Here is a 20,048-nt window from a genome sequence, read left to right on the forward strand (position 1 = left end):
GTCTTCTATTATATATCTAACTATAAACAATACTTATCTCACCATTCATTTTAAACTCAAACTATATAAATCATTTGTATAACGCTTTTATTATTCATATAGAGACTGCAACAATGTCATCGCAACTAGAAAAGGGAAAATTTAACAACACCTCACTTTATTGAGTGGGATGTTTTTACCTTCGTCACTGTAAAAGGTGCACCGATAAGGCTTTGATCGCTCTCAGTATGATTGGCGGTCCTTCATTACTCCCTGTACCAGCTTCGAAATCCTCACTTTAAATCCTTTAAATAAACACCATATGTTTTCCATGGATTAAAGTCTAGTTTTTTATAAAAGTCCACTAAAATTGTCCAATCAATAATGATTGTTTCAATACTTCGTTGTTGTAAATAAACCATTGCTGCTTGTACAATCGCTAATCCGTACCCTTGCTTTTGTTCATTTGCATCAATTCCTAGTGGACCAATACCACCGACTTCTTGTTCAAAAAGGGGGCTCCAATAAACATTTTGTGCAATGAATGGCGAGTGGCTATCATTTATTCTGCAAAACCCTATGATTTGGCCCTTCTTTTTGACGATAACAAATTCTCGCCCATTCCCATTCATTTCAAAGTATTTCATCGTTTCATAGACCCATCTTCCTGGAAAACATCTTTCTAGAAATGAAATTAGGTCTGCCTCTTCCTCCTTTTTAAGAATTGAAAAGGCAACTGAATTATCAGCAGGTAAGTCATATTTTTTATCCAGACGGTTAATCAAGTCATATGTGTCTACTCTTTTAATGTAGCCATGTTTTTCTGCCCACTTTTGTGCATCCGTATAATGATCTGGTATACCTGAGAAATAGTGATAAGGGTCGCCACCCAATTGCATCTCCTCAACACCATTTCCCTTTAAATCTGCTTCTGCACGTTCTAGTAGCGTTGTACCAATACCTTTTCCACGGTGGGCACTGTCTACTAATAACACTTGGATCCAGCCCCTTTTAGGATCCATTTTCACATCTATTTCTTCTTGCCATCGTTTAGCGACTACAAATCCAATCACATGGTCCTGATCATCTACTGCAATATAAGAACTGCCATAGCTTATGTTCACGTCATCGAAACTATTCTGTACAAACAAGTCTTCACGCATCGGAAAATCAACGGCTAATTCTTTATTCCATAACTCTACTAGTTCCTTTAATCTATCGCGCTTCCAAGCAATGATTTTCATCTAAACCCCTCCACTACTATAATGGTTATTACTTTCCGAACGTTTCTTCCATTCGTTTAATCGGATCATCCACCATATCGTCACCCCATTCGACAACTTGATCCGCCTTTAGAAGTTCCTGTTTTAATTCTTTATAATCTACATCTTGGACAGCTATTTCATGTTTAAAGGCAAGTGCTGCCGCCGTTCCTGCTGTCTGCCCTAGAATCATAAATATCGGCTCCATTCGAATTGAACCATATGCAATATGTGAACTTGATAAACAAACGGGAACAAGTAAATTTGTACATTCGTCAGGCTTTGGCCGAATGGAACGATACGAAATCTCATAAGGAGCAATTGGTACCTGTACATCTCCCTCATTCACACATCTGCCATCAATTACGACACGTCGACAATTATGAGAATCCATATGGAATGATGCCAAACCGATTGGATCATCAACAAATGTCTGCTTTAGACAATTATGATCAGTCATGACATAATCAGAAATCATTCTTCTCCCTTCACGGATATACAACTGATGTGGCCAGTTCCCCGTTTGTTCAAATTCATCTTTCGGTAACCCCCAGGCAGCTACTTCTTCACGTATTGCTACTGGAACACGTACATCATTCGCTAAAAAATACAACATTCCCAAATCATAATTCAAATGATCTTGAAAAATCTCCTCACGTCTTTGATAACTACCTTCTGGCCAGTCGTAATTCATTCCAAGATTGTCCGTTGATATTGCCCCGTAATTATTCAAATCCGATTTCCCGTTCGGCAACATCGTATGAAGGTTCATCGCATCCCAAACGCCCGATTGAATATAACGAAGTAGAAGTCGGTATCGATCCGCTTCATAACGTGGTGGCTTTGGAAATGGAACACGATTCTCTTGTTCCTTCGTCAAGCAAACCCGGAAATTATACGCTTGAATCCGATGATCTCCTTGCCCTTGATAACCTAATTGCTTTAAGTCATCTTCTGTAATCCCCGGCAACAAACCACTCGCTGGCTCCCCCTCTACAATATAAGGGTCAATCCACTTTTCAAATTTATGATGCGGTGCACCAAACTGGATCCCATTATAAATTTCTTGATATGTTGCATTCGATTCTCGTCCAACAAAATAACTAACACCTGATTTAGCTAATAAATCACCTTCATAACTACAATCCATAAAGACGTTCCCTTTATAACGAGTTCCATCTTCCATTACAATTTCAATGATTGCTCCATTCTCTTTACTAACTTCCGCTAGGTGTTGGTTCAAATAAACCGGAATATCATAGTCTTTCATCCATTTATCAAACACATAGCGTGCCGCTTTCGGTTCGAATTTCCATTGTTTCTCTCTTCCATAGTACTTCGCAATTTCTTGGTAAAACTCTCTTGAAAGACCACCAACCGCAGCTTCTGCGCCAAGATCTGTTGCTCCTAGTCCGCTCGCAGTCATCCCACCAACATTTTTGCTAAATTCGATGATTGCAACAGTGAGACCCATTCTTGTCGCTTGAATAGCCGCTGTTATACCGGCTGGTGTCCCTCCGTATATAAGTAGATTTTTTTCAATTAACGTTGATTGGTCGACTTTTTTTGTTGGAACATAATAATGCAAATTGCTAAAATCCATTAATAAAACCTCCGTATATCCTGTTAGGGTTATTGTTCATCTTTTAATGCCCAGGCATCTGAATAAATTTCGGTTCCTATTTTTAGATAATAAAAATAGATCAACATCATTTCTTTTGTTGTAAATGATTTAAAGTTATCCTCTGATTGGATCACTAATAAAGGTTCTATCTCCGTAAAATCCCACGCTGATAACTGATCATAAACTTCACGTAAATATGATGGAATTTTCAACTGTTTCATCGACACATGCACTTTTTCCGGATCAACTACTCGAGCAGGAAATAGAGGCACATTCCATTTCGTATGCTGTGAAACAAGTGTTTCTAATTCAATCAACATTTCATGAAACGCTGCTTTATCCTCATTAAAAACAGTGAAATATTCTTCAACTATCACTTCATATTTTTCACCCCATGCGATCCTTGAGTATACGTAATTATTAATATGGTGGATCCATTTCCAAGGATAGTTGACCTCTAACTCTGGATAATGCTGTTTTTGATGTGTCGGTACAATTAAATTTAAAACACCGTTTATATTCAATTGTTTATAATCATGTAAATCCTGCTGTATTCTCGTAAGAAGAGGAGGGAATAACTCTGTTAACATAAAATGATCGCTGTAGTATTCAAGAACTGTTAAAAGTTTTCCACCTTTTTTCGTTTGCTCGTTCCAGTCCCGTAATGTTTGATACGCCCTAACTTGCCTAGGTTCACTTGAATCAATGGCTGATGAATAATCCCTTCCCCAATAGGCATATAAAGCATCGACTTGCGTAGACGCCTCGGTTTGTTTTTTCCTTTCCAACATGTTCCAAGACAACCCAGCATTGTACACAATATATTCTACTTCTACGTATACCTCTTCCTTATCAAGCACTTCTTTCAATTTTTCAGTAAATCGAATATATGTCGGTAAAAATCCACTCGCATTTTTCTCATCAATCCCTATATCTTCAGGCCACAATGAGATTCTAGTAATCACTTTGTTTTCCAAACAGATAGAGACTATTTTTTGAATGACTTTATCCTGAAGATATGTATTTTCTGCAAAGAACTTTAGTTTCTCGTCTTGCTTAAGCATATTCTCATTCGTATCCTTTTGTATTTCTCTAAGCAAATAACTTAAACTATGACCGCCTAACGTTACTTGAACATCTCTTTTTCGCAATGCAGGAGTTACGTACAATTTAATTTCATCCCATAAGAAAAATGTGAAAAAATATTCATTTTGGCCATTTTTAACTCCCCAATCTATAAGAGTGTTAATATAGCTAGGATCGTTAATGGTTTCAATAATATTTCCGCGTCTAACAAACATTGGCACATGGATGTATAGTTCTTCATTCGTTACTAAATGATCGTTAACGATTGTTTCTTTTTCCAAATCAATCCACTGGTAGCCAAACTGCTTTTTACAATACATATAAACGCCATAGAGAATCGAACGGGGCTCATTCCCGATAATCCACATATCATTTCCTGATCTCACCAATGCAAAACCATCATTACTTATTGTGATTGTTTTTTTCATATCCCAAATAGAATGATATTCGTTAGTTGTTAGTAGGATAACCCTATTCGTATTATCATTAAGCACAGTGAATGCTGCTTGGGTACCGATTATGGTTTCATATCCTGCTTCTCTCATTAACCTTCTTAATTCTTCTACGGCGAACAAAGTCGTTTCGTGATTATTCCAGTAAATAATTTTGTCTATGATGAACAGCACCTTTCCTAAATATATATGCGAAAATAAAGAATCCCATTGAATACGCTTCGGCGCTAGGGGATGCCTCTCGCTCAATTGATAAAGGTATTCATTTGTTCAACATATATAGATGGATTATTCTTTTTCCATTAAACTACAAAAGGACACTACGGCTTGCTATCATAATTGATGAAAACTAGTGTCCTCATTAACATATTGAATCACTTAATACTTCCCGCTGTCATTCCTTCTATAAATTTCTTTTGGGCAAAGAAAAATATTATCAATAATGGAATTGTAGCTAGTGTTGTTGCACTCATTAAGTGATGCCATGCTGTACCTGTCTCATCAGTAAATAGTGATAACCCAATTGGTAGAGTCATGAGTTCCCGTGAATTAATGAATATCAGCGGATATAAAAACTCATCCCAATTTGCCAAAAATGTAAATATAATCAATGTTGATAGAGCTGGAACAGATAGTGGCAACATTATTCGCCAATAAACCTTAAACTTTGAACAACCATCCATTATCGCTGCCTCTTCTAATTCTTTTGGTATCATAATAAAAAACTGTCGCATTAAAAAGATACCAAATGCACCTGAAGCTCCAAATGTAGGCAGTAATATTAATGGAAGATGAGTGTTAATAAGTCCAAGTTCTCGCATGAATAGAAATAATGGAATAATAGTTACTTCTGCAGGGATCATCAACACACTTAATAACAATAGAAAAATAACATCCCTGCCCATAAATTTTATTCTAGCAAAAGCATACCCAGCCATTGAAGAGAACAACAAAACCAATAGCGTTACTAATATAGAGATATAAATACTATTCCAATATTGTTTCAAAAAAGTTGAATTACCTAATACTTCGGCATAATTTGCCCACCTTATCGGATTTGGTAGGAATTGTGTGAACGTTTTGGAGGGTTCCTTTAATGAGGTTGAAATCATCCATAATAAAGGACCAATCATTAAAGATGTTATTATCAAAAGCGTAATATACTTAAATAGATTGCTTCCTTTATTCCTCATAGAAAACCCACCTCTTTCTTACAATCCAAGATAGAATAGTAAATGCTAATAAGATAAAGAACAATACAAACGCTAACGCTGAAGCATAGCCCAAATCGAAATGTTTAAAAGCAGTTTCCCAAATATAGTACACTAGAACCTTCGTGCTATCGACTGGTCCTCCGCGGGTCATAACGTAGATTTGTCCAAAAACTTTCATAGCACCAATTGTAGTAATAATCATAGTTAAAAATACTGTAGGAGTAATTAGCGGTAACGTTACGCTTCTAAATTTCCTGAATTTAGATGCACCATCAAGCGCAGAAGCTTCATATAATTCTATTGGGACTTGTTGCATTGCCGTTAAAAATAAGATCATGTTTAGTCCAACATTTTTAAGCACACTTACAAAAATGACTACCGGTAAAGCAGTTGATACACTTAAAAGCCATGAAGGTCCTTCTATACCTATCAAAGCTAACATTTGATTTACAAAACCTAATTCAGAAGCCAATAAATACTTCCAGACAATCGACCAGACGATTAACGAAGTCACAACAGGAACAAATATAGCAGTTCTAAATAAGCCAATCCCAAAAAATTTTGTTTTTAACAATGATGCTAAAAATATTGCCAATATTATGTTGAAAGGGACTAAACCTAAACTAAATAATAATGTATTAACTAAGGATTTAATAAATGTAGGATCATGAACCAAGGTTTCGTAGTTTTTTAATCCTATAAAAGTTTCTTCTCCTAGTAGTGGCCAATCATTCAAACTTATAAAAAAAGCATATAGCAAAGGACCAAACATAAATATTGTAAATCCTATTAACATAGGCGAGACAAATAACCAACCTGCTATATTGTCACTCCATTTAGAACTAAGTCTTTTTCCTTTGGTGAAGTGTCGAAGCATTTTATCTCACCCTCAATAATCATTCTATTTTTTCGTAAATCGTGAAATAGTTTCAAAAATAGACTCTACTGTACTACCAATCGTTACTGCTCCCAGCATAATTGCATTGATGCCAATTTCTTGAAGCATAACCATATCATCAGGTACAAGATTTTTTTGAGAAGGTACAATAAGCGGTAGCTTGGTATTATCCCGATAACTTTTATAAGTAATTAAGTCTTCAAAATTTAACGGATGTCCATAGTCTTCCTTTCTTACGATTGACAGCTCAACTGCCTGGATATTAAATGACTCAATAATTCGTACCTGTTCGAAACAAAATTTATCATTAACTGCTACTGTACGCTCCAAGTCATTCTGAAGTAGCATTTTCGACCCAATATCTTTTGCATATAGTGAATAATAGTTAAAACCTAGATCTTTTAACTGTTTCGTATTTACACCAAGTACCTTTTCAATTTCATCACCTATAACTAAACCAATTGGCCCGCTAAATTTCCGTCTTACTTCTTCAAATGTCTCAAAATAATGCTCTACATCTTTAAATTCATTCCCACTAGCCCGATGCGAAACATTAATATGGAATTTAAGCCCATCTACACCCGCATCGATAGCTGCTTGCGCTAAATCCATACGATTCTCTGGAATGCTAGCGATTATTGACACTTTATCACAATTTAACATCTTTTTTAACATTGTTTCCATTTCCAATATCCCCTTTATAAGATTAAAAGTAACGGATTAGAAACCGTTACTTTTAGCCTTGTAAATTATCTTATTTTAATAAAGGTTTTATATCTTTTTCCATTTGCTCAAGTATTACAGTTGGAGTTTCCATCTGTGCAAACAGCTTATCAATACCTTTGATAATTTCACTTTCAATCTTTGTCCAGTCTTCATGTAATGGATACGTATAACCATGGTTCATCTGATCTATCATGGCTAACTGAATAGATTCTCTTGAGGGGTTATTAGGGATATTAATAAATTCATCGGATTCTAGTACACTTTTTCTTGCTGGAACAAAGAATACAGATTGTGCCTGTATACCTGTTTTACTAGCCAAAAACTTCAATAATATCAGTGCTTCTTCTGGATGCTTACCACCCTCGAAAGCAACAATTCCCGCTTGCCCAAGTAATGGTGCCCTTCCTTCAGGACCTTTAGGTAATGGAGCAATATCCCATTCGAAATCAGTAATCTCTCTTGCATTTGTCATATAACTGTACATGGCGGAGTACATACCAACTTTACCGCCTTCATATTCAATATTTTCACCTGGTGGTACATGTGACTTATCCTCAAACATCATCCGATCCAGCATTTCAAAGGTCTTAACCCCTTCTGAAGAATTCCAAGTAAACTCTTTCATATCATCGGAAAAGATTGACCCTCCATATGAAATTGTATGAGAAGGTAACGTTGCAAAGTTAGTCCATTCCCTAAACAATCTCGCCCCATAAGTTCTATTGGTTCCTTCACCCGCCGATAATGCTTTAGCAGCTTCCTCGAATTGTTCCCATGTCCATTCATCTTTCATAGCTAGTTCAGTCGGTGTTTCTAATCCAGCCTTTTCAAACATTGTTTTGTTATAGTATAAGATCATAGGTGGTGTAGAAAACGGTAACCCTAATAATTTTCCGTCATGTTTCCATAATTCTAAAGTCGACGGAATAAAATCATTCATATCAAAGTCTTTGTCCTTACTGAACTCTGAAATATCACTTAAAATATTATTCTTTGTAAATTGAGAGACCATTGCTTCAGAAACCCAACCTACGTCTGGTAGTTCATTTCCTGCGGCAAGTACAGACATCTTTTGCTGATAGTCTGGAAACGGGATAAGATCAATTTTGACTTTAATGTTCGGATTTTCATCATAAAACCCTTTTAGAAGTTCCTCATACATTTCTGCGTGTTGATCATTACCCCAAATTGAAAATGTCAGTTCAACGTCCTTTTTCTTATCATCAATTTTAGCTGTTCCATCATCTTTATTCTTACCTGATGCATCGTCATTACTACACGCTGCTAGAAAAATCATTACTAGACTGAATAAAATTAATGAATACTTTTTCATAGCCTTCCCCCCCTTTTCTTATTACCATGATACTAAATATGTAAGCGCTTTATAATGAGACACTATTAAGAAATGGTTTGTAATATTAAGATTTTTCAATTCCCTTGTCTATATTGATTTGGAGTCTTCCCAACTATTTTTTTAAAGACCACAGAAAAATGTTTTGAATTCACATAACCAACTAAATGCGCAATATCATATATTTTAAGTTGAGTTTGAGTTAATAATTCTTTGGATTTATCTATTCTTTGTTGCATTATGTACTCGGATAATTTCATTGTTGTTTTTTGTTTAAACAGTTGACTAATATAATTTGGGTGAAGATTTAACGTGTTTGAAATGAAATTTAAAGTTATCTCTTTTTCTAAATTCATTTTGATAACATTCTTAATTTTACTTATATTTACAGATTCACCCGGATTAATAATTTCGTTATTATAAGCATGCTCTTTATCTATATTTTGAAGAATACTTGCAAGGTCGCTTCGGCTTATAGGTTTTAACAAATAATCCTTTACTCCTAACTTTAAAGCCTCTCTTACATAGATAAAATCGTCATGGCCACTGATCACAATTACTGATACTAATGGATGTCTTTTTTTAAAATATGATATAAAATCAATTCCATTCATTTCAGGCATTCTGATATCTGTAATTACAAGATCAGGTATTTCTATATTTGCAATTTCAAGAGCTTCGTAACCATTAGATGCTTCCCACATAACCTTATAACCGGTTATAACATCCTCCAACAACTTTTTTATCCCTTTTCTTATTACTTTTTCGTCATCCACTAACAGGACATTTTTCAACCTCATCACCTACTTTCTAATGATAATATCTACCTGGGTGCCCATGCCTACTTGCGATGAAATAAGCAACATACTATTGGTTCCATGAATAAGCCTTAACCGCCTGTTGATATTTATTAATGCAATACCATTTCTTAATTTTCCAGGACTTTCCCCGTAATCGTTATTCATTAAACTAGGTTTTAATGATTCTTTTATTTTTAATAGTTTGAAGTTGTCTATCCCGGTACCATTATCACTAACTGATATAGTAAGTGCGGATCCTTCCATTTTAACTTTAACAAATATTTCAACCCTTTTGACCCTATTACTGTAACCATGCATTATCGAATTTTCAATTATTGGTTGTATTATATATTTTGGTACTAGATGATCCACAATCTCACCTTCTACATCCCAATGAACGTCAAGTGCATCCTCTAATCTATTCTTCATAATGCTTACATAGTTTTTCGCAAAAATTATTTCTTCTTGCAAAGGTATTTGTTGTTCTTCATTTTTTAAACGGTATCTAATTAATTTTCCTAATTCGGCAATCATGTCTGATATTTCAAACTGATCATTATTTATTGCCGTCATGTTAATTGATTCCAGTGTATTAAAGAGAAAATGTGGGTCCATTTGGGATTGTAACGCCTTATATTCAGCTTCAGAGTTTCTTAAATTTATTTCATACACTTCCGCAACCAAATAATCTATATCAGATAACATTCCATCATAAGCAACACGTAATTCTACTATTTCATTTTTAGATTGGATACTATTACTATTTGCCAACTTATTTTCTTGAAACCCTCTAATTCGTGTTTTTAATAATTCCAATGGTTTTAGTAGATAGTTCGTCATATAGTAAGAGATAAGTAAAGAAATAAGTAAACAAAATCCAATTAATAAAAGTAAAATATTGTTGAACTCACTTATTTCACTGTATAAATAATCCTTAGGTATAACATTACTAATTTTTAAACCAGTTTTACTTGATGTATGTGTAACACAGAAGTACTTTTGATTAGATTGCTCAGTTTTAATCCAACTTTGATTTTTGGGGCAACTAGATAACAGATAATCACTTTGACTTCCCATTAATGGCTCATTATGCGCTGTGGATATTTGCCAGTTCTCGCTTCCAAGTTGCTCAGTAATTTCCCTGATATACTTAGGCGCAAAGTCAATTCTTATTACCCCTAATTCATTGTGGTTCTCCGGATCTCTTAGTAATCTTAAAAAACTTACATACTTTTCACTGTTATTTTTATAATAAACAGGGTTTTTATCATAATATGTTATCCAACCACCTTCTTGTTCCTTAGCTTTAAGATACCATTCTTGCTCTTGCAGATTAATTTGATCTTCAATTCGGTAGTTATCCATATGACTAAATAATTGACCATTTTTTGCGAATATATGTATCCCATATATTTGATTTTTATTAAAGGTCATGCTGGATAAAAATAAAGAGAGTAATTTAACATGGCTATACTTTTTATGGGTTATAGGGGTATTCATATCATATTCCCTTAAAACATCAACAAGTTCTTTGTTGTATAATATCGAGATTGTAGACCTTGATGCATCTTCTAACATTAAATCTAAATTATAATTTAGTTGTATTATCGTATTTTCAACTTTAGTAATCACTTCTTCACTTTTAGATGACATAAATATATTCTGAACAACTATTCCAACAACTATTAGGGGGAGTAATAGTAATAAGGAAAAAGTAATGAATATCTTATTTCTTAATGACATTTTAGTTATTCCCCCTGATCTACTAATTTTGGAGTTGCCTTAATATTTCTTCACTTAAACAAAACCAGTTTCATCCAATTTTACATCCTTCAAGTTGACTACCAAGTTCTCATTGGCTGTCTATTGATCCATAAATAAGTTTACCGTCAAGAAAACTGAATACTTATATAATAACACTATAACCCTAAACGTTCTCCAATACCTACCAAATAAAGCGATTTAATACTTCCTATTTCTAAATGCTTTCTCCCATATCAAAAAATTAAACAACAAAGGACACTACAGCTTCCTATCATAATTGATGAAAACTAGTGCCCCTATTAATGTTTATAGTCTAATCGTCTTTTTTTGTTTACTCGACTCATAAGCTGCCAATGAAACCTCTAATGATTTTAGTCCGTCATAACCCATGACAGACGGTTTTCTCCATTATCGACCAGTTTTCTTTTCTGATAGTGGATGCCAAGCTATACATACTTACACTTATATTCATGCCATCCCTCCACTTTCATTGTCTTTCACTCACAATAAAATTCTGCAGGCCACTCTAATTCAAAACCGTCTGCTCGTAGCTTATCTTGAAACTCTATTAATAACTTTTTATTTCCCCGAACTGATTTTGGATCTGTGTTGTTATTTATACAAAAAGCAACTAAGGCACCACTTGCCTCTCCTATATTCCACTCTGTCGGGTGAAGCCGATAGCAGCCATTTGTTATATGTGTGGTTCCAATATTTTTACAGCCTGCTAACAAGTTATCTGTATCTTTTGGAATCAGCGCGCCTAATGGAATATGGAAGGGTAACGCTTTTATATCCAGATAGGTTCTCCCAGTCATGCTTGGATGTAAATCGATACTATAGGATCCAATCCCTATCCGATCACCATATAGCTTCCCTGTCTTCCCTTCATTAAAATCAGGTGAAACATCCTGCTCTACTACGGTGTATTCCGCCTTGATCCGTCTCGACTCCCTAATATAGGGTGCTTTAGCCAAGCCATCTTCTGTTGCAAAGATGTCTTTACGCAGTTTTAATGCTGGATAGCCTTTGCCGCCATCTGGTCGTGGCGCATCGGTTTGTAACCAATACAAAAGAGACAAACTTAACTGTTTTGCTTGATAGCTATGTTTCTCTTTTTCAACTTCAGAAACATCGTAAATATTTCCTAAGAAATAATCGCTTTGTGGCCAATTCATTAAACTGATATCACCCGCATCGACTGGCGTAGTAAACTGTTGCCTATCAAAGATACGTCGGTATTCCCAAAGAGGAAAACCTGTCTCTTCACGAAAAAGCGTATATTCTCTTTTCGCTTTCGTAATCGGGTGAGGTGCAAAAAAACTTAAATAGTTAGCGGGCCAACTAGCTGGATGGTATTCTTTCCAAAACGAATACATCTCTGGTTCAGCAATCGTATGATTTTCTCCTTGTCGGTATTCCATGCCAAGCACATAAGTGAATGCTTGAATATCATTAGGGTCGGCGATTTCCAATGCATGCGGTTCATGTGTGTCAGCTTTTGCTTCTGCGCCAGTTACATAATCGACACCAGCCAAAGGTAATAAATACCCAGTCTCTGTGGCATCAATGAAATAGGGGGCAGCAGCCATTTCTTCATGTCCTGTCACGGTATTTTTATAGGTGACGCTCGTTAATGTTCTGCCATTTCTCTTAACCAAGGTAACTACCGTGTTCAATATAATCGTGAGCTGGCCTGTTAGGACATACGGCAGGAGCATTTCATTCAATACGTGTAGACTAACTCTTGGATCATGGCAAATACTGCTGACCAAACCATTCCCCGGATTAAACGTTTTTTTACTAATTTTCACATCCATTGTTCGTAAATACGTTTCTCGTACTTTTCTACGATACGTTTGGTACCTCCGTGTTGAACCAAATTCTTCAATCCATTTATGTTCATCAGGCGGCACTCCTTGTGAAGTGACTTGACCACCAATCCATTCAGTTTCTTCAGTTAACAAGGCGTGCAAACCATTGGCACATGCCGATAACGCTGCTGCACAACCGCCTAGGCCAGCACCAATAATGACAACATCTTTATTCAGCGCTTCCATTTACAAATAAACTTCTTTCCTGCTTTTTGCCGACTCATAGACGGCGTTCAACATTTTCATTACTTGCACACCATCTGCAACGGGTGCAATCGTTTCTTTGCCATCCAGACAACATTCTACAAAATGATTTATTTCATTGCCAAAAGCTTGTTCAAAATCAAAGCTTAAATTATCAATTTGTGGTGTAATAGTTAAAATCGTATTGTTTTTCTCTGATACAATCGCTAATTTCGGTTCAATTTCGGCCCCGCCTTTTTCACCAAATAATTTAACGTATAATTCATCCTCTTTGGCATGAAGTGTAAAGCTAACATCTACAAACAAAGAAGCTCCATTATCAAACCGAATGAGCGCATTTGCTAAATCTTCCACATCATTTAATGCCGGGTCATAGTCTGCTGCTTGGTAGAAAGATAGGTTTTGTATATTGCTCCGATTGCCTAACTTCGAATATGTATTGCCACTAACTGAGACGGGTCGTGGTTTCCCCATCAGATACCAACAGATATCAATCATATGGACCCCTAAATCAATAAGCGGCCCCCCACCTGATTTCGACTGATCACTAAACCACCCGCCAGGATTTCCAAGCCTTCTTAAACAGGAAGCCTTTGCGTAATAAATTTCTCCAAGTTCATCTTGATCGATAAATTGCTTTAGTAGCTTTGTATTGTCTCCATGACGTCTGACAAAACCGACTTGTAGTACTTTACCAGATTTCTTTACCGCCGCTTCGACAGCTAGTGCTTGTTCGACAGTTATACCTAATGGCTTCTCAACCAAAACATGCTTTCCCGCCTCCAATGCCGCAATTGCAATCTCTGCATGTGTATTATTCCACGTACAAATGCTAACCGCATCGATTTCCGGATTTTCCAACAATTCTTGATAGTTGCTATACAATCCATTGACACTATACCGTTTACCAGCTTGGGCTAGACGTTGTTCATTGCTATCACATAACGCAACTAACTCTACTCCATCGTTTACCATATACGGTTTAATATGAAACGCTGAAATAGAACCTCCCCCAATAACACCAACTTTCAACATAGACATAACTCCCTTCTATTGATAGGAATAGTAAGCAACCCTATATGAGTACATTTCCATATAGTCATTAATAGTTAATAATCTTCGTCAATGTCGTTGACTTTTTATTGATCAACTCTTCATAAGCAGCTGACGCATCCTGAAAATCAACTTCATCCATTAAAAATGGTTGGACATTAATTCGCTTGTCATTTACTAAACGCAAGTACTCGGCTACATTTCTTCCCTCTGTCCATCGTACATAACCGTATGGATAATCGATTGCCCGTTTCTCATATACTTGATCATATCGCCCTGGACCACCCGCGCGTGAAATCAAAATCTGTGCTTCCTTCGCAAAAAGGAGATTTCGAGGGAAATCGGGTTCGATATCACCAACAATGACAACTTTGCCTTGCTGTCGAATCCATTCTAAACTTTGATGTGTAAGAGATGACCGTTTACCTCCTGAACATAACAGAACCGCATCCGCACCGTGGCTGTTCGTACATTTCACTATTTCACTTTCCATCTCTGAGATAGTAGAATAAGAGCGGATACTGGTTTCTTCATGAAGCATTGCTGCCCGTTCTGCTTGAATATCGAAGGCAACCACATTATATGCAGCGGCATTCGCTATTTTAGCAATCATTTGACCAAGTAATCCTAGGCCAATAATAACAACCGTTTCCCCGAATTCGAGTTTAGCACTCCTTAGTGCGTGTATCGCAATTGCGCCTATTCCTGCTAAAGCTGCTTCCTCCGGCTCTACGCTGGGAGGAACCTTCGCACATAATGTGGTTGGAACTAATAGACAGTCAGAATGCCCTACATAGGGGGCTCCATAACAGGCAACAACATCCCCTTCTTGATAATCCACTACCCCTTCACCACACTCCGTAACAACCCCAACGGCACTATAACCTAATGTGATTTCTCTCCCCTCACTAATTCCAATCAAGCTTAGTTCAGTCCCAGGTGAAATGACTGAGTGCAGTGTTTTAATTAATAGATAAGAAGGTTTAATCGTCGGCTTTGCACGCTCAATAATATGGACTTTTTGGCTCCTTGCAACAATGGATTTCATCACATTCACCCCTTACTCTCTGAACCATTTGGCTAAGTTCTCTTTCACAAATGCATCATCATGTAAATGCGGATATTCGGAATACACACGATCTATTTCTGCCAGTTGATTTGGGCTTAATTTTTCTTTTTCAAGTAAACACCAACGACCTTGCAAAAGTCCCTGTCTTGCCAACACTTCATTAATACCTGCAATGCTCCCTTTGAATTGATTATTCGGGTCAAAGAAAGCAGCATTTGCATCCGTTATTTCTTGCCCTAACGTTAATAGTTCACTTGGAATCTCGCCAATTGATTGAATGCTTTTTATCTGATTAAAAATAGCTACTGCTGTTTTTGTCCAGACTGACCAATGCCCCAGTAATCCGCCAACAATCTGCTTGTCAATTTTTTCACCATTGACAGCAAATCGATACGTTGTTAACAAGTCATTGACTATATTGTCATCATTCCCCGTATAAATGGCAATTTCTTCATTTCTTGTTGAATGGCAAACTGCCCTAATCACATCAAGCGTTTGATAGCGATTGAAAGGCGCAATCTTTATGCCATGAACATTCGGTATATCCGCAAGCTTTCTCCAAAAATCATAGGATAGAACGCGCCCACCTACTGCTGGCTGCAAGTAGAATCCAATAACAGGAATAATCTCGGCTATTTTCCCAGTCCGATTCAGTAGCTCTTCCTCAGAAATATTTGGTAATCCGCCCATACTCAACAACCCAAGGTCATAGCCAATCGCTTTTATAAATTTAGCCTCTTCAATCGCCTGTTCTATGTGCCCACTAATGCCTCCAATTTTGATGAAAGAATCAGGAACGTGTGCCTTCCTCATTTCTTCAATCGCAAGGGTTAATACTTTTTCAAATAAATTAAACTGTGGATCACGTATTTCAAATTGAGTTGTATGAACCCCAACAGCAACCCCACCCACACCTGCGTCAATATAATAACGAGTAAGTGCGCGTTGACCTGCTTCATCAAGCTGGCGATGTTCTGTTAGGGCAAGTGGATGCGCTGGTATGACAGTTCCCTCGTGTAATTGTTTTTTCACAGCAGGATTTAACATTTAAAAAGCTCCTTTACGCTCTTGAAAATGAGTTGGCTTATTATATGTTTCTCCGTTATTTGCTAGCCACTCTGCCGTCATATCGATCATTTGTTGAAGAGATACTGTTGGATAGCCAAATAACTGATGGGCTTTAGATGCATTATTTAATAATGCTGTTGGCTGCTCTTCATTGACAAAATGTGGTTTCTTTTCAAATCGTGTCCCAAATTCCTCTGCTAACCAACGGACTGAAATGGTCTCTGGTCCAGTCACATTCACTAATCTTGGTGGCGTATCACAATGTAGTAATGACCGTACCGCGTATTCGTTTGCGTCACCTTGCCAGATAACATTTACGCTTCCCATTGTGAGGTCAACGGCTTTACCTTCTAAAACATGTCGAGCAATTTCTAGTAACACTCCGTATCTCATATCAATTGCATAGTTCAATCGAAATAGTAGCATTGGCGTTTCATTATTACGCGAAAAGTTAGTTAGGACACGCTCTCGCCCTAAACAAGATTGTGCATACTCGCCAATTGGATTCGCGGGCGTCTCTTCAGAACAATTGCCACTCACCACATTTGTAAGAGGATAAATATTTCCCGATGAAAATGCAACAATCCGGGAGTTTTTAAATTTGTCTGCGATTCTACCTGGCAAATAGGCGTTCATCGCCCATGTAAAATGTTCATTGCCAGCAGTTCCAAATTTATTGCCTGCCATGAAAATAATGTTTTTAACATCCGGTAGTGACTGTAGTTGCTCATCATTTAATAAATCAACAGCAATCGTTTCAATTCCAAAGTCCTCTAACTCTTCTTTTAATCTGCCAGTTGAAAACCGAGAAACACCAATCACCTTCTTATCCAAACCGGCTTCATCAATCGCTCTTTTCGTCATCTTTGCCAACGTTGGCCCCATTTTTCCACCAACACCTAAAATTAAGATATCACCATCTACTAATTTAAGATCATTTATTAGTTCTGATGATGGTTTTGTCATAAAGTCTTCAAGCTCTGCAATTGTCTTCATTTCATCACTCCCTATTTTTAAAATTAATTATCATATATATCTAAATTGCCATTCAATAGTATTGTATGTAGGTGTTCATTAAAAGACAAGTCTTAATTAAGTCCTTTTATGCCACATTTCTATTAACATGTATTAGCGTTGTCATTTCTCACTTTTGACAGAATTACTAGAAGTAAGTATTATAAACAAAACAGTAGATTAAAAGACACTATCCCGTTATCTTACTTTTTCATGATGATAAGGAGGGAACTATTTATGCTTAGCAAGAATACTGAACAAGATAATTCAGATATTAAAATCGGAATCATCGGACCAAAAGCACTTGTCGATCAAACAAGGGAGACCCTGAAAACGTTTCCAAACTTTAAACCTGTTTTTCAAATCATCGAACCTACTAGTCTAATTGCAGAAATTACTATGGAATTAATGAATGATGTCGAAGTTTTAATGTTTACAGAGTATCACTCCTACAATACAGTCAAACAAGTTGTAGACTTTATAATCCCCGTGCACCATATGCCATTAATGGGCACAGGACTTTACAGATCATTATTTATTATTAAAAGCAGGTACAGCTTAAAGTGCCTGTCCATTGATACAGTCGAAGAAAAGTATGTTGAGCAAATTTTATCTGATCTTGAAGAAGTTAATTATGAACTCGTTATCTATAATAATCCTATACAAAGTTCAGTCATTGAAGAAATAGTACGATTCCATGTAAACAATTATCAAAACCATAATGCAATTGCACTTACGGGGATTCAGGAAGTAGCTCTTCAATTATCCGCTCTCCATGTTCCCCATGAATGGGTAACGCCTACACAACAGGATATGATCGTTTCATTAGAACGAGCCCTTTTAGCGACAGATACACGAAGAAATAAAGAATCGCAAATTGTCTTCGGCTTAATTAATATCGATAACTTTAAAGGCATCACGGAGAAATATTCTTCTGAGTATGATGTTCAATTACTAAAATTAACTATCCAACAAATGTTACTTGATTATATTAAACTGCTTGATGGACATCTGATCAATTTAGGTGGCGAAGAATATTCATTCATTACGACTCGCGGTATTTTCGAACGTGAAACTAGAGGGTATAAATTCATTCCGTTACTCCAGGATGTCAAAAATGAACTTGGCATTACGATAAGTCTTGGTGTTGGTTTTGGCCGTACCGCTGCAGAAGCAGGTAATCATGCACGATTAGCACTTCGCCAATCAAAAGATTTAGGTGGGAATGTTTGCTATATTGTTCGCGAAGACCGCAGTGTCCTGGGGCCAGTCGATATAACGAGCCATAAGCAATATGAAAGATACAATTTAGCCATTACCGACCCACATCTATTAGATAAAGCCGAAAAAGCTGGGATGTCAGCTTCCTATATGACAAAATTAATGGCACGTGTTTCTAGGCATAAGAAAATTGATTATACTGCTCAAGAATTAGCTTTAACACTCAATGTAACTATTAGAAGTGCCAACCGAATTCTTTTAAAATGGATGGATGCTGAACTGGTTGATATCGTTGGCGAAGAGAAATTGGCACACAAAGGAAGACCTCGCCGTATTTATCGATTAAGCTTTATCGAGGAAGAGCAAAAATAACAAGCACCTTTATATGCCGATTTTTAAAGTACAAACGGTATCCTCCCCCCCTTTATATATATATTGAACAAATGAATACCTAGATGAACTAAGTAAAGGCGCCCTACAAGAGGTATCCGATGCCCTAAGACTGACGGCGAAGCTGCCTGGCTTAGGGCGCAAGGCATCCCCGAGCGCCGTAGCGTATTTAGTGGGATACTTTATTTCAATCCTGACATTTGAATTCCTTCCGTAAAGTAACGTTGGAAGAACAAAAATATGAGGAAAGTCGGTATAAAAGAAACCGCGGAACCGGCCATTTCAACACCAAAATTCCCTTCTTTCCCGAGCATTGAAGCTAATCCAAGCGTTACTGGAAACATTTTCTCTTGTGTTAAGTAAATTAATGGTTGAAATAAATCGTTCCAGTTTGAAATAAATGAAAATGTTCCTACTGTCGCAACTACGGGTATCGAAAGTGGCAAAATGACTTTGAAGAATATCTGAATATCATTCGCACCGTCAATATATGCAGCTTCTTCCAAATCATTTGGTATATTTTGTAGAAATTGCCTAACTAAAAACACACCCATAATCCCCCATAATTCAGGAATAATCAACGCCCAATATGTATTTATCCAACCGAAATCGGAAAACATAATGAACTTAGGGATGATTAATAACTGTTGTGGAATCATGATAACCGCCATGAAAATCCAGAATACGATTTCTCGCCCTGGGAATTGTTTCTTCGCAAAAATATAGCCTAAAACCGCACAAAATATCATCTGGCTTGCTACCGGAATTACGGTAATAACAACAGAGTTGAAAATCCATCTGATAAATATTCCGTCTCTCATTATATATATATAGTTTTTAATTGTAGGGTGATCTGGAATCCAAAATAATGGATCTAATTGTGCATATTGCACATCCTTAAAAGATCCTAAAATCATAATAAGAAAGGGCAATAGGAAACAAAACCCTAAAACAATTAACGCTATATACGAAATCACTTTTTTCAGCATTTGTTTGTCT

General features: G+C 36.6%; 16 protein-coding genes. 1 reads left to right on the forward strand and 15 read right to left on the reverse strand.

The window, feature by feature from the left end; genetic code table 11:
- Positions 1-272: 272 nt before the first annotated feature.
- The 14 genes from I2483_RS03480 to I2483_RS03545 all read right to left on the reverse strand — a co-directional run bounded on the left by I2483_RS03480 (position 273) and on the right by I2483_RS03545 (position 17,420).
- The gene (locus I2483_RS03480; protein WP_207173958.1) at positions 273-1,223 is read right to left on the reverse strand and encodes a GNAT family N-acetyltransferase; all 951 of its coding nucleotides are present in this window, start codon (positions 1,221-1,223) and stop codon (positions 273-275) included.
- Between the two features lie 28 nt (positions 1,224-1,251).
- The gene (locus I2483_RS03485) at positions 1,252-2,844 is read right to left on the reverse strand and encodes an FAD-dependent oxidoreductase (RefSeq protein WP_207173959.1); all 1,593 of its coding nucleotides are present in this window, start codon (positions 2,842-2,844) and stop codon (positions 1,252-1,254) included.
- A gap of 29 nt (positions 2,845-2,873) precedes the next feature.
- A complete protein-coding gene (locus I2483_RS03490; protein ID WP_346267690.1) occupies positions 2,874-4,577 on the reverse strand; it encodes an alpha-glucuronidase family glycosyl hydrolase in 1,704 nt (567 codons plus the stop codon).
- Positions 4,578-4,777: 200 nt separating this feature from the next.
- Positions 4,778-5,596 carry a carbohydrate ABC transporter permease gene (locus tag I2483_RS03495; protein ID WP_207173961.1) on the reverse strand — a complete coding sequence of 273 codons (819 nt, stop codon included), beginning with the start codon at positions 5,594-5,596 and terminating at the stop codon, positions 4,778-4,780.
- Complete coding sequence (locus I2483_RS03500; RefSeq protein WP_207173962.1) at positions 5,586-6,494, reverse strand: carbohydrate ABC transporter permease; 909 nt, start codon at positions 6,492-6,494, stop codon at positions 5,586-5,588. The genes I2483_RS03495 and I2483_RS03500 overlap by 11 nt, the downstream gene beginning before the upstream one ends.
- A gap of 24 nt (positions 6,495-6,518) precedes the next feature.
- Complete coding sequence (locus I2483_RS03505; protein ID WP_207173963.1) at positions 6,519-7,199, reverse strand: hypothetical protein; 681 nt, start codon at positions 7,197-7,199, stop codon at positions 6,519-6,521.
- 70 nt (positions 7,200-7,269) lie between these two features.
- Positions 7,270-8,574 carry an ABC transporter substrate-binding protein gene (locus I2483_RS03510; protein ID WP_207173964.1) on the reverse strand — a complete coding sequence of 435 codons (1,305 nt, stop codon included), beginning with the start codon at positions 8,572-8,574 and terminating at the stop codon, positions 7,270-7,272.
- Between the two features lie 95 nt (positions 8,575-8,669).
- A complete protein-coding gene (locus I2483_RS03515; RefSeq protein ID WP_207173965.1) occupies positions 8,670-9,386 on the reverse strand; it encodes a response regulator transcription factor in 717 nt (238 codons plus the stop codon).
- A 9-nt stretch (positions 9,387-9,395) separates the two neighbouring features.
- Positions 9,396-11,135 (reverse strand): sensor histidine kinase, encoded by a 1,740-nt coding sequence (locus I2483_RS03520; protein ID WP_207173966.1) that lies wholly within the window; start codon positions 11,133-11,135, stop codon positions 9,396-9,398.
- A 518-nt stretch (positions 11,136-11,653) separates the two neighbouring features.
- Positions 11,654-13,216 carry an FAD-dependent oxidoreductase gene (locus tag I2483_RS03525; RefSeq protein ID WP_207173967.1) on the reverse strand — a complete coding sequence of 521 codons (1,563 nt, stop codon included), beginning with the start codon at positions 13,214-13,216 and terminating at the stop codon, positions 11,654-11,656.
- Positions 13,217-14,269, reverse strand: a complete 1,053-nt coding sequence (locus I2483_RS03530) for a Gfo/Idh/MocA family protein (RefSeq protein WP_207173968.1) — start codon at positions 14,267-14,269, stop codon at positions 13,217-13,219.
- A gap of 67 nt (positions 14,270-14,336) precedes the next feature.
- The gene (locus I2483_RS03535) at positions 14,337-15,335 is read right to left on the reverse strand and encodes a zinc-binding dehydrogenase (protein ID WP_207173969.1); all 999 of its coding nucleotides are present in this window, start codon (positions 15,333-15,335) and stop codon (positions 14,337-14,339) included.
- 12 nt (positions 15,336-15,347) lie between these two features.
- A complete protein-coding gene (locus tag I2483_RS03540) occupies positions 15,348-16,403 on the reverse strand; it encodes a dihydrodipicolinate synthase family protein (RefSeq protein WP_207173970.1) in 1,056 nt (351 codons plus the stop codon).
- Positions 16,404-17,420 carry an NAD-dependent epimerase/dehydratase family protein gene (locus I2483_RS03545; RefSeq protein WP_207173971.1) on the reverse strand — a complete coding sequence of 339 codons (1,017 nt, stop codon included), beginning with the start codon at positions 17,418-17,420 and terminating at the stop codon, positions 16,404-16,406. It abuts the gene before it with no gap.
- Between the two features lie 255 nt (positions 17,421-17,675).
- Between I2483_RS03545 and I2483_RS03550 the strand changes: the two genes are divergently transcribed.
- The gene (locus tag I2483_RS03550; protein WP_207173972.1) at positions 17,676-19,031 is read left to right on the forward strand and encodes a hypothetical protein; all 1,356 of its coding nucleotides are present in this window, start codon (positions 17,676-17,678) and stop codon (positions 19,029-19,031) included.
- Between the two features lie 200 nt (positions 19,032-19,231).
- Here I2483_RS03550 and I2483_RS03555 read toward each other — a convergent pair whose 3' ends face one another.
- On the reverse strand, positions 19,232-20,035 hold the full coding sequence (locus tag I2483_RS03555) for a carbohydrate ABC transporter permease (RefSeq protein WP_207173993.1): 804 nt from the start codon (positions 20,033-20,035) through the stop codon (positions 19,232-19,234).
- Positions 20,036-20,048: the final 13 nt, after the last annotated feature.

Origin of the sequence: Sporosarcina sp. E16_3 (assembly GCF_017347125.1) — a bacterium.
In the GTDB taxonomy this organism is placed as follows: domain Bacteria; phylum Bacillota; class Bacilli; order Bacillales_A; family Planococcaceae; genus Sporosarcina.

Excerpts from the sequence above, each read along its gene's own strand:
- I2483_RS03540 (WP_207173970.1), bottom strand. The coding sequence starts at position 16,403 with ATGTTAAATCCTGCTGTGAAAAAACAATTACACGAGGGAACTGTCATA.
- I2483_RS03545 (WP_207173971.1), bottom strand. The coding sequence starts at position 17,420 with ATGAAGACAATTGCAGAGCTTGAAGACTTTATGACAAAACCATCATCA.
- I2483_RS03550 (WP_207173972.1), top strand. The coding sequence starts at position 17,676 with ATGCTTAGCAAGAATACTGAACAAGATAATTCAGATATTAAAATCGGA.
- I2483_RS03505 (WP_207173963.1), bottom strand. The coding sequence starts at position 7,199 with ATGGAAACAATGTTAAAAAAGATGTTAAATTGTGATAAAGTGTCAATA.
- I2483_RS03500 (WP_207173962.1), bottom strand. The coding sequence starts at position 6,494 with ATGCTTCGACACTTCACCAAAGGAAAAAGACTTAGTTCTAAATGGAGT.
- I2483_RS03535 (WP_207173969.1), bottom strand. The coding sequence starts at position 15,335 with ATGAAATCCATTGTTGCAAGGAGCCAAAAAGTCCATATTATTGAGCGT.
- I2483_RS03510 (WP_207173964.1), bottom strand. The coding sequence starts at position 8,574 with ATGAAAAAGTATTCATTAATTTTATTCAGTCTAGTAATGATTTTTCTA.
- I2483_RS03485 (WP_207173959.1), bottom strand. The coding sequence starts at position 2,844 with ATGGATTTTAGCAATTTGCATTATTATGTTCCAACAAAAAAAGTCGAC.
- I2483_RS03530 (WP_207173968.1), bottom strand. The coding sequence starts at position 14,269 with ATGTTGAAAGTTGGTGTTATTGGGGGAGGTTCTATTTCAGCGTTTCAT.
- I2483_RS03525 (WP_207173967.1), bottom strand. The coding sequence starts at position 13,216 with ATGGAAGCGCTGAATAAAGATGTTGTCATTATTGGTGCTGGCCTAGGC.
- I2483_RS03495 (WP_207173961.1), bottom strand. The coding sequence starts at position 5,596 with ATGAGGAATAAAGGAAGCAATCTATTTAAGTATATTACGCTTTTGATA.
- I2483_RS03480 (WP_207173958.1), bottom strand. The coding sequence starts at position 1,223 with ATGAAAATCATTGCTTGGAAGCGCGATAGATTAAAGGAACTAGTAGAG.
- I2483_RS03520 (WP_207173966.1), bottom strand. The coding sequence starts at position 11,135 with ATGTCATTAAGAAATAAGATATTCATTACTTTTTCCTTATTACTATTA.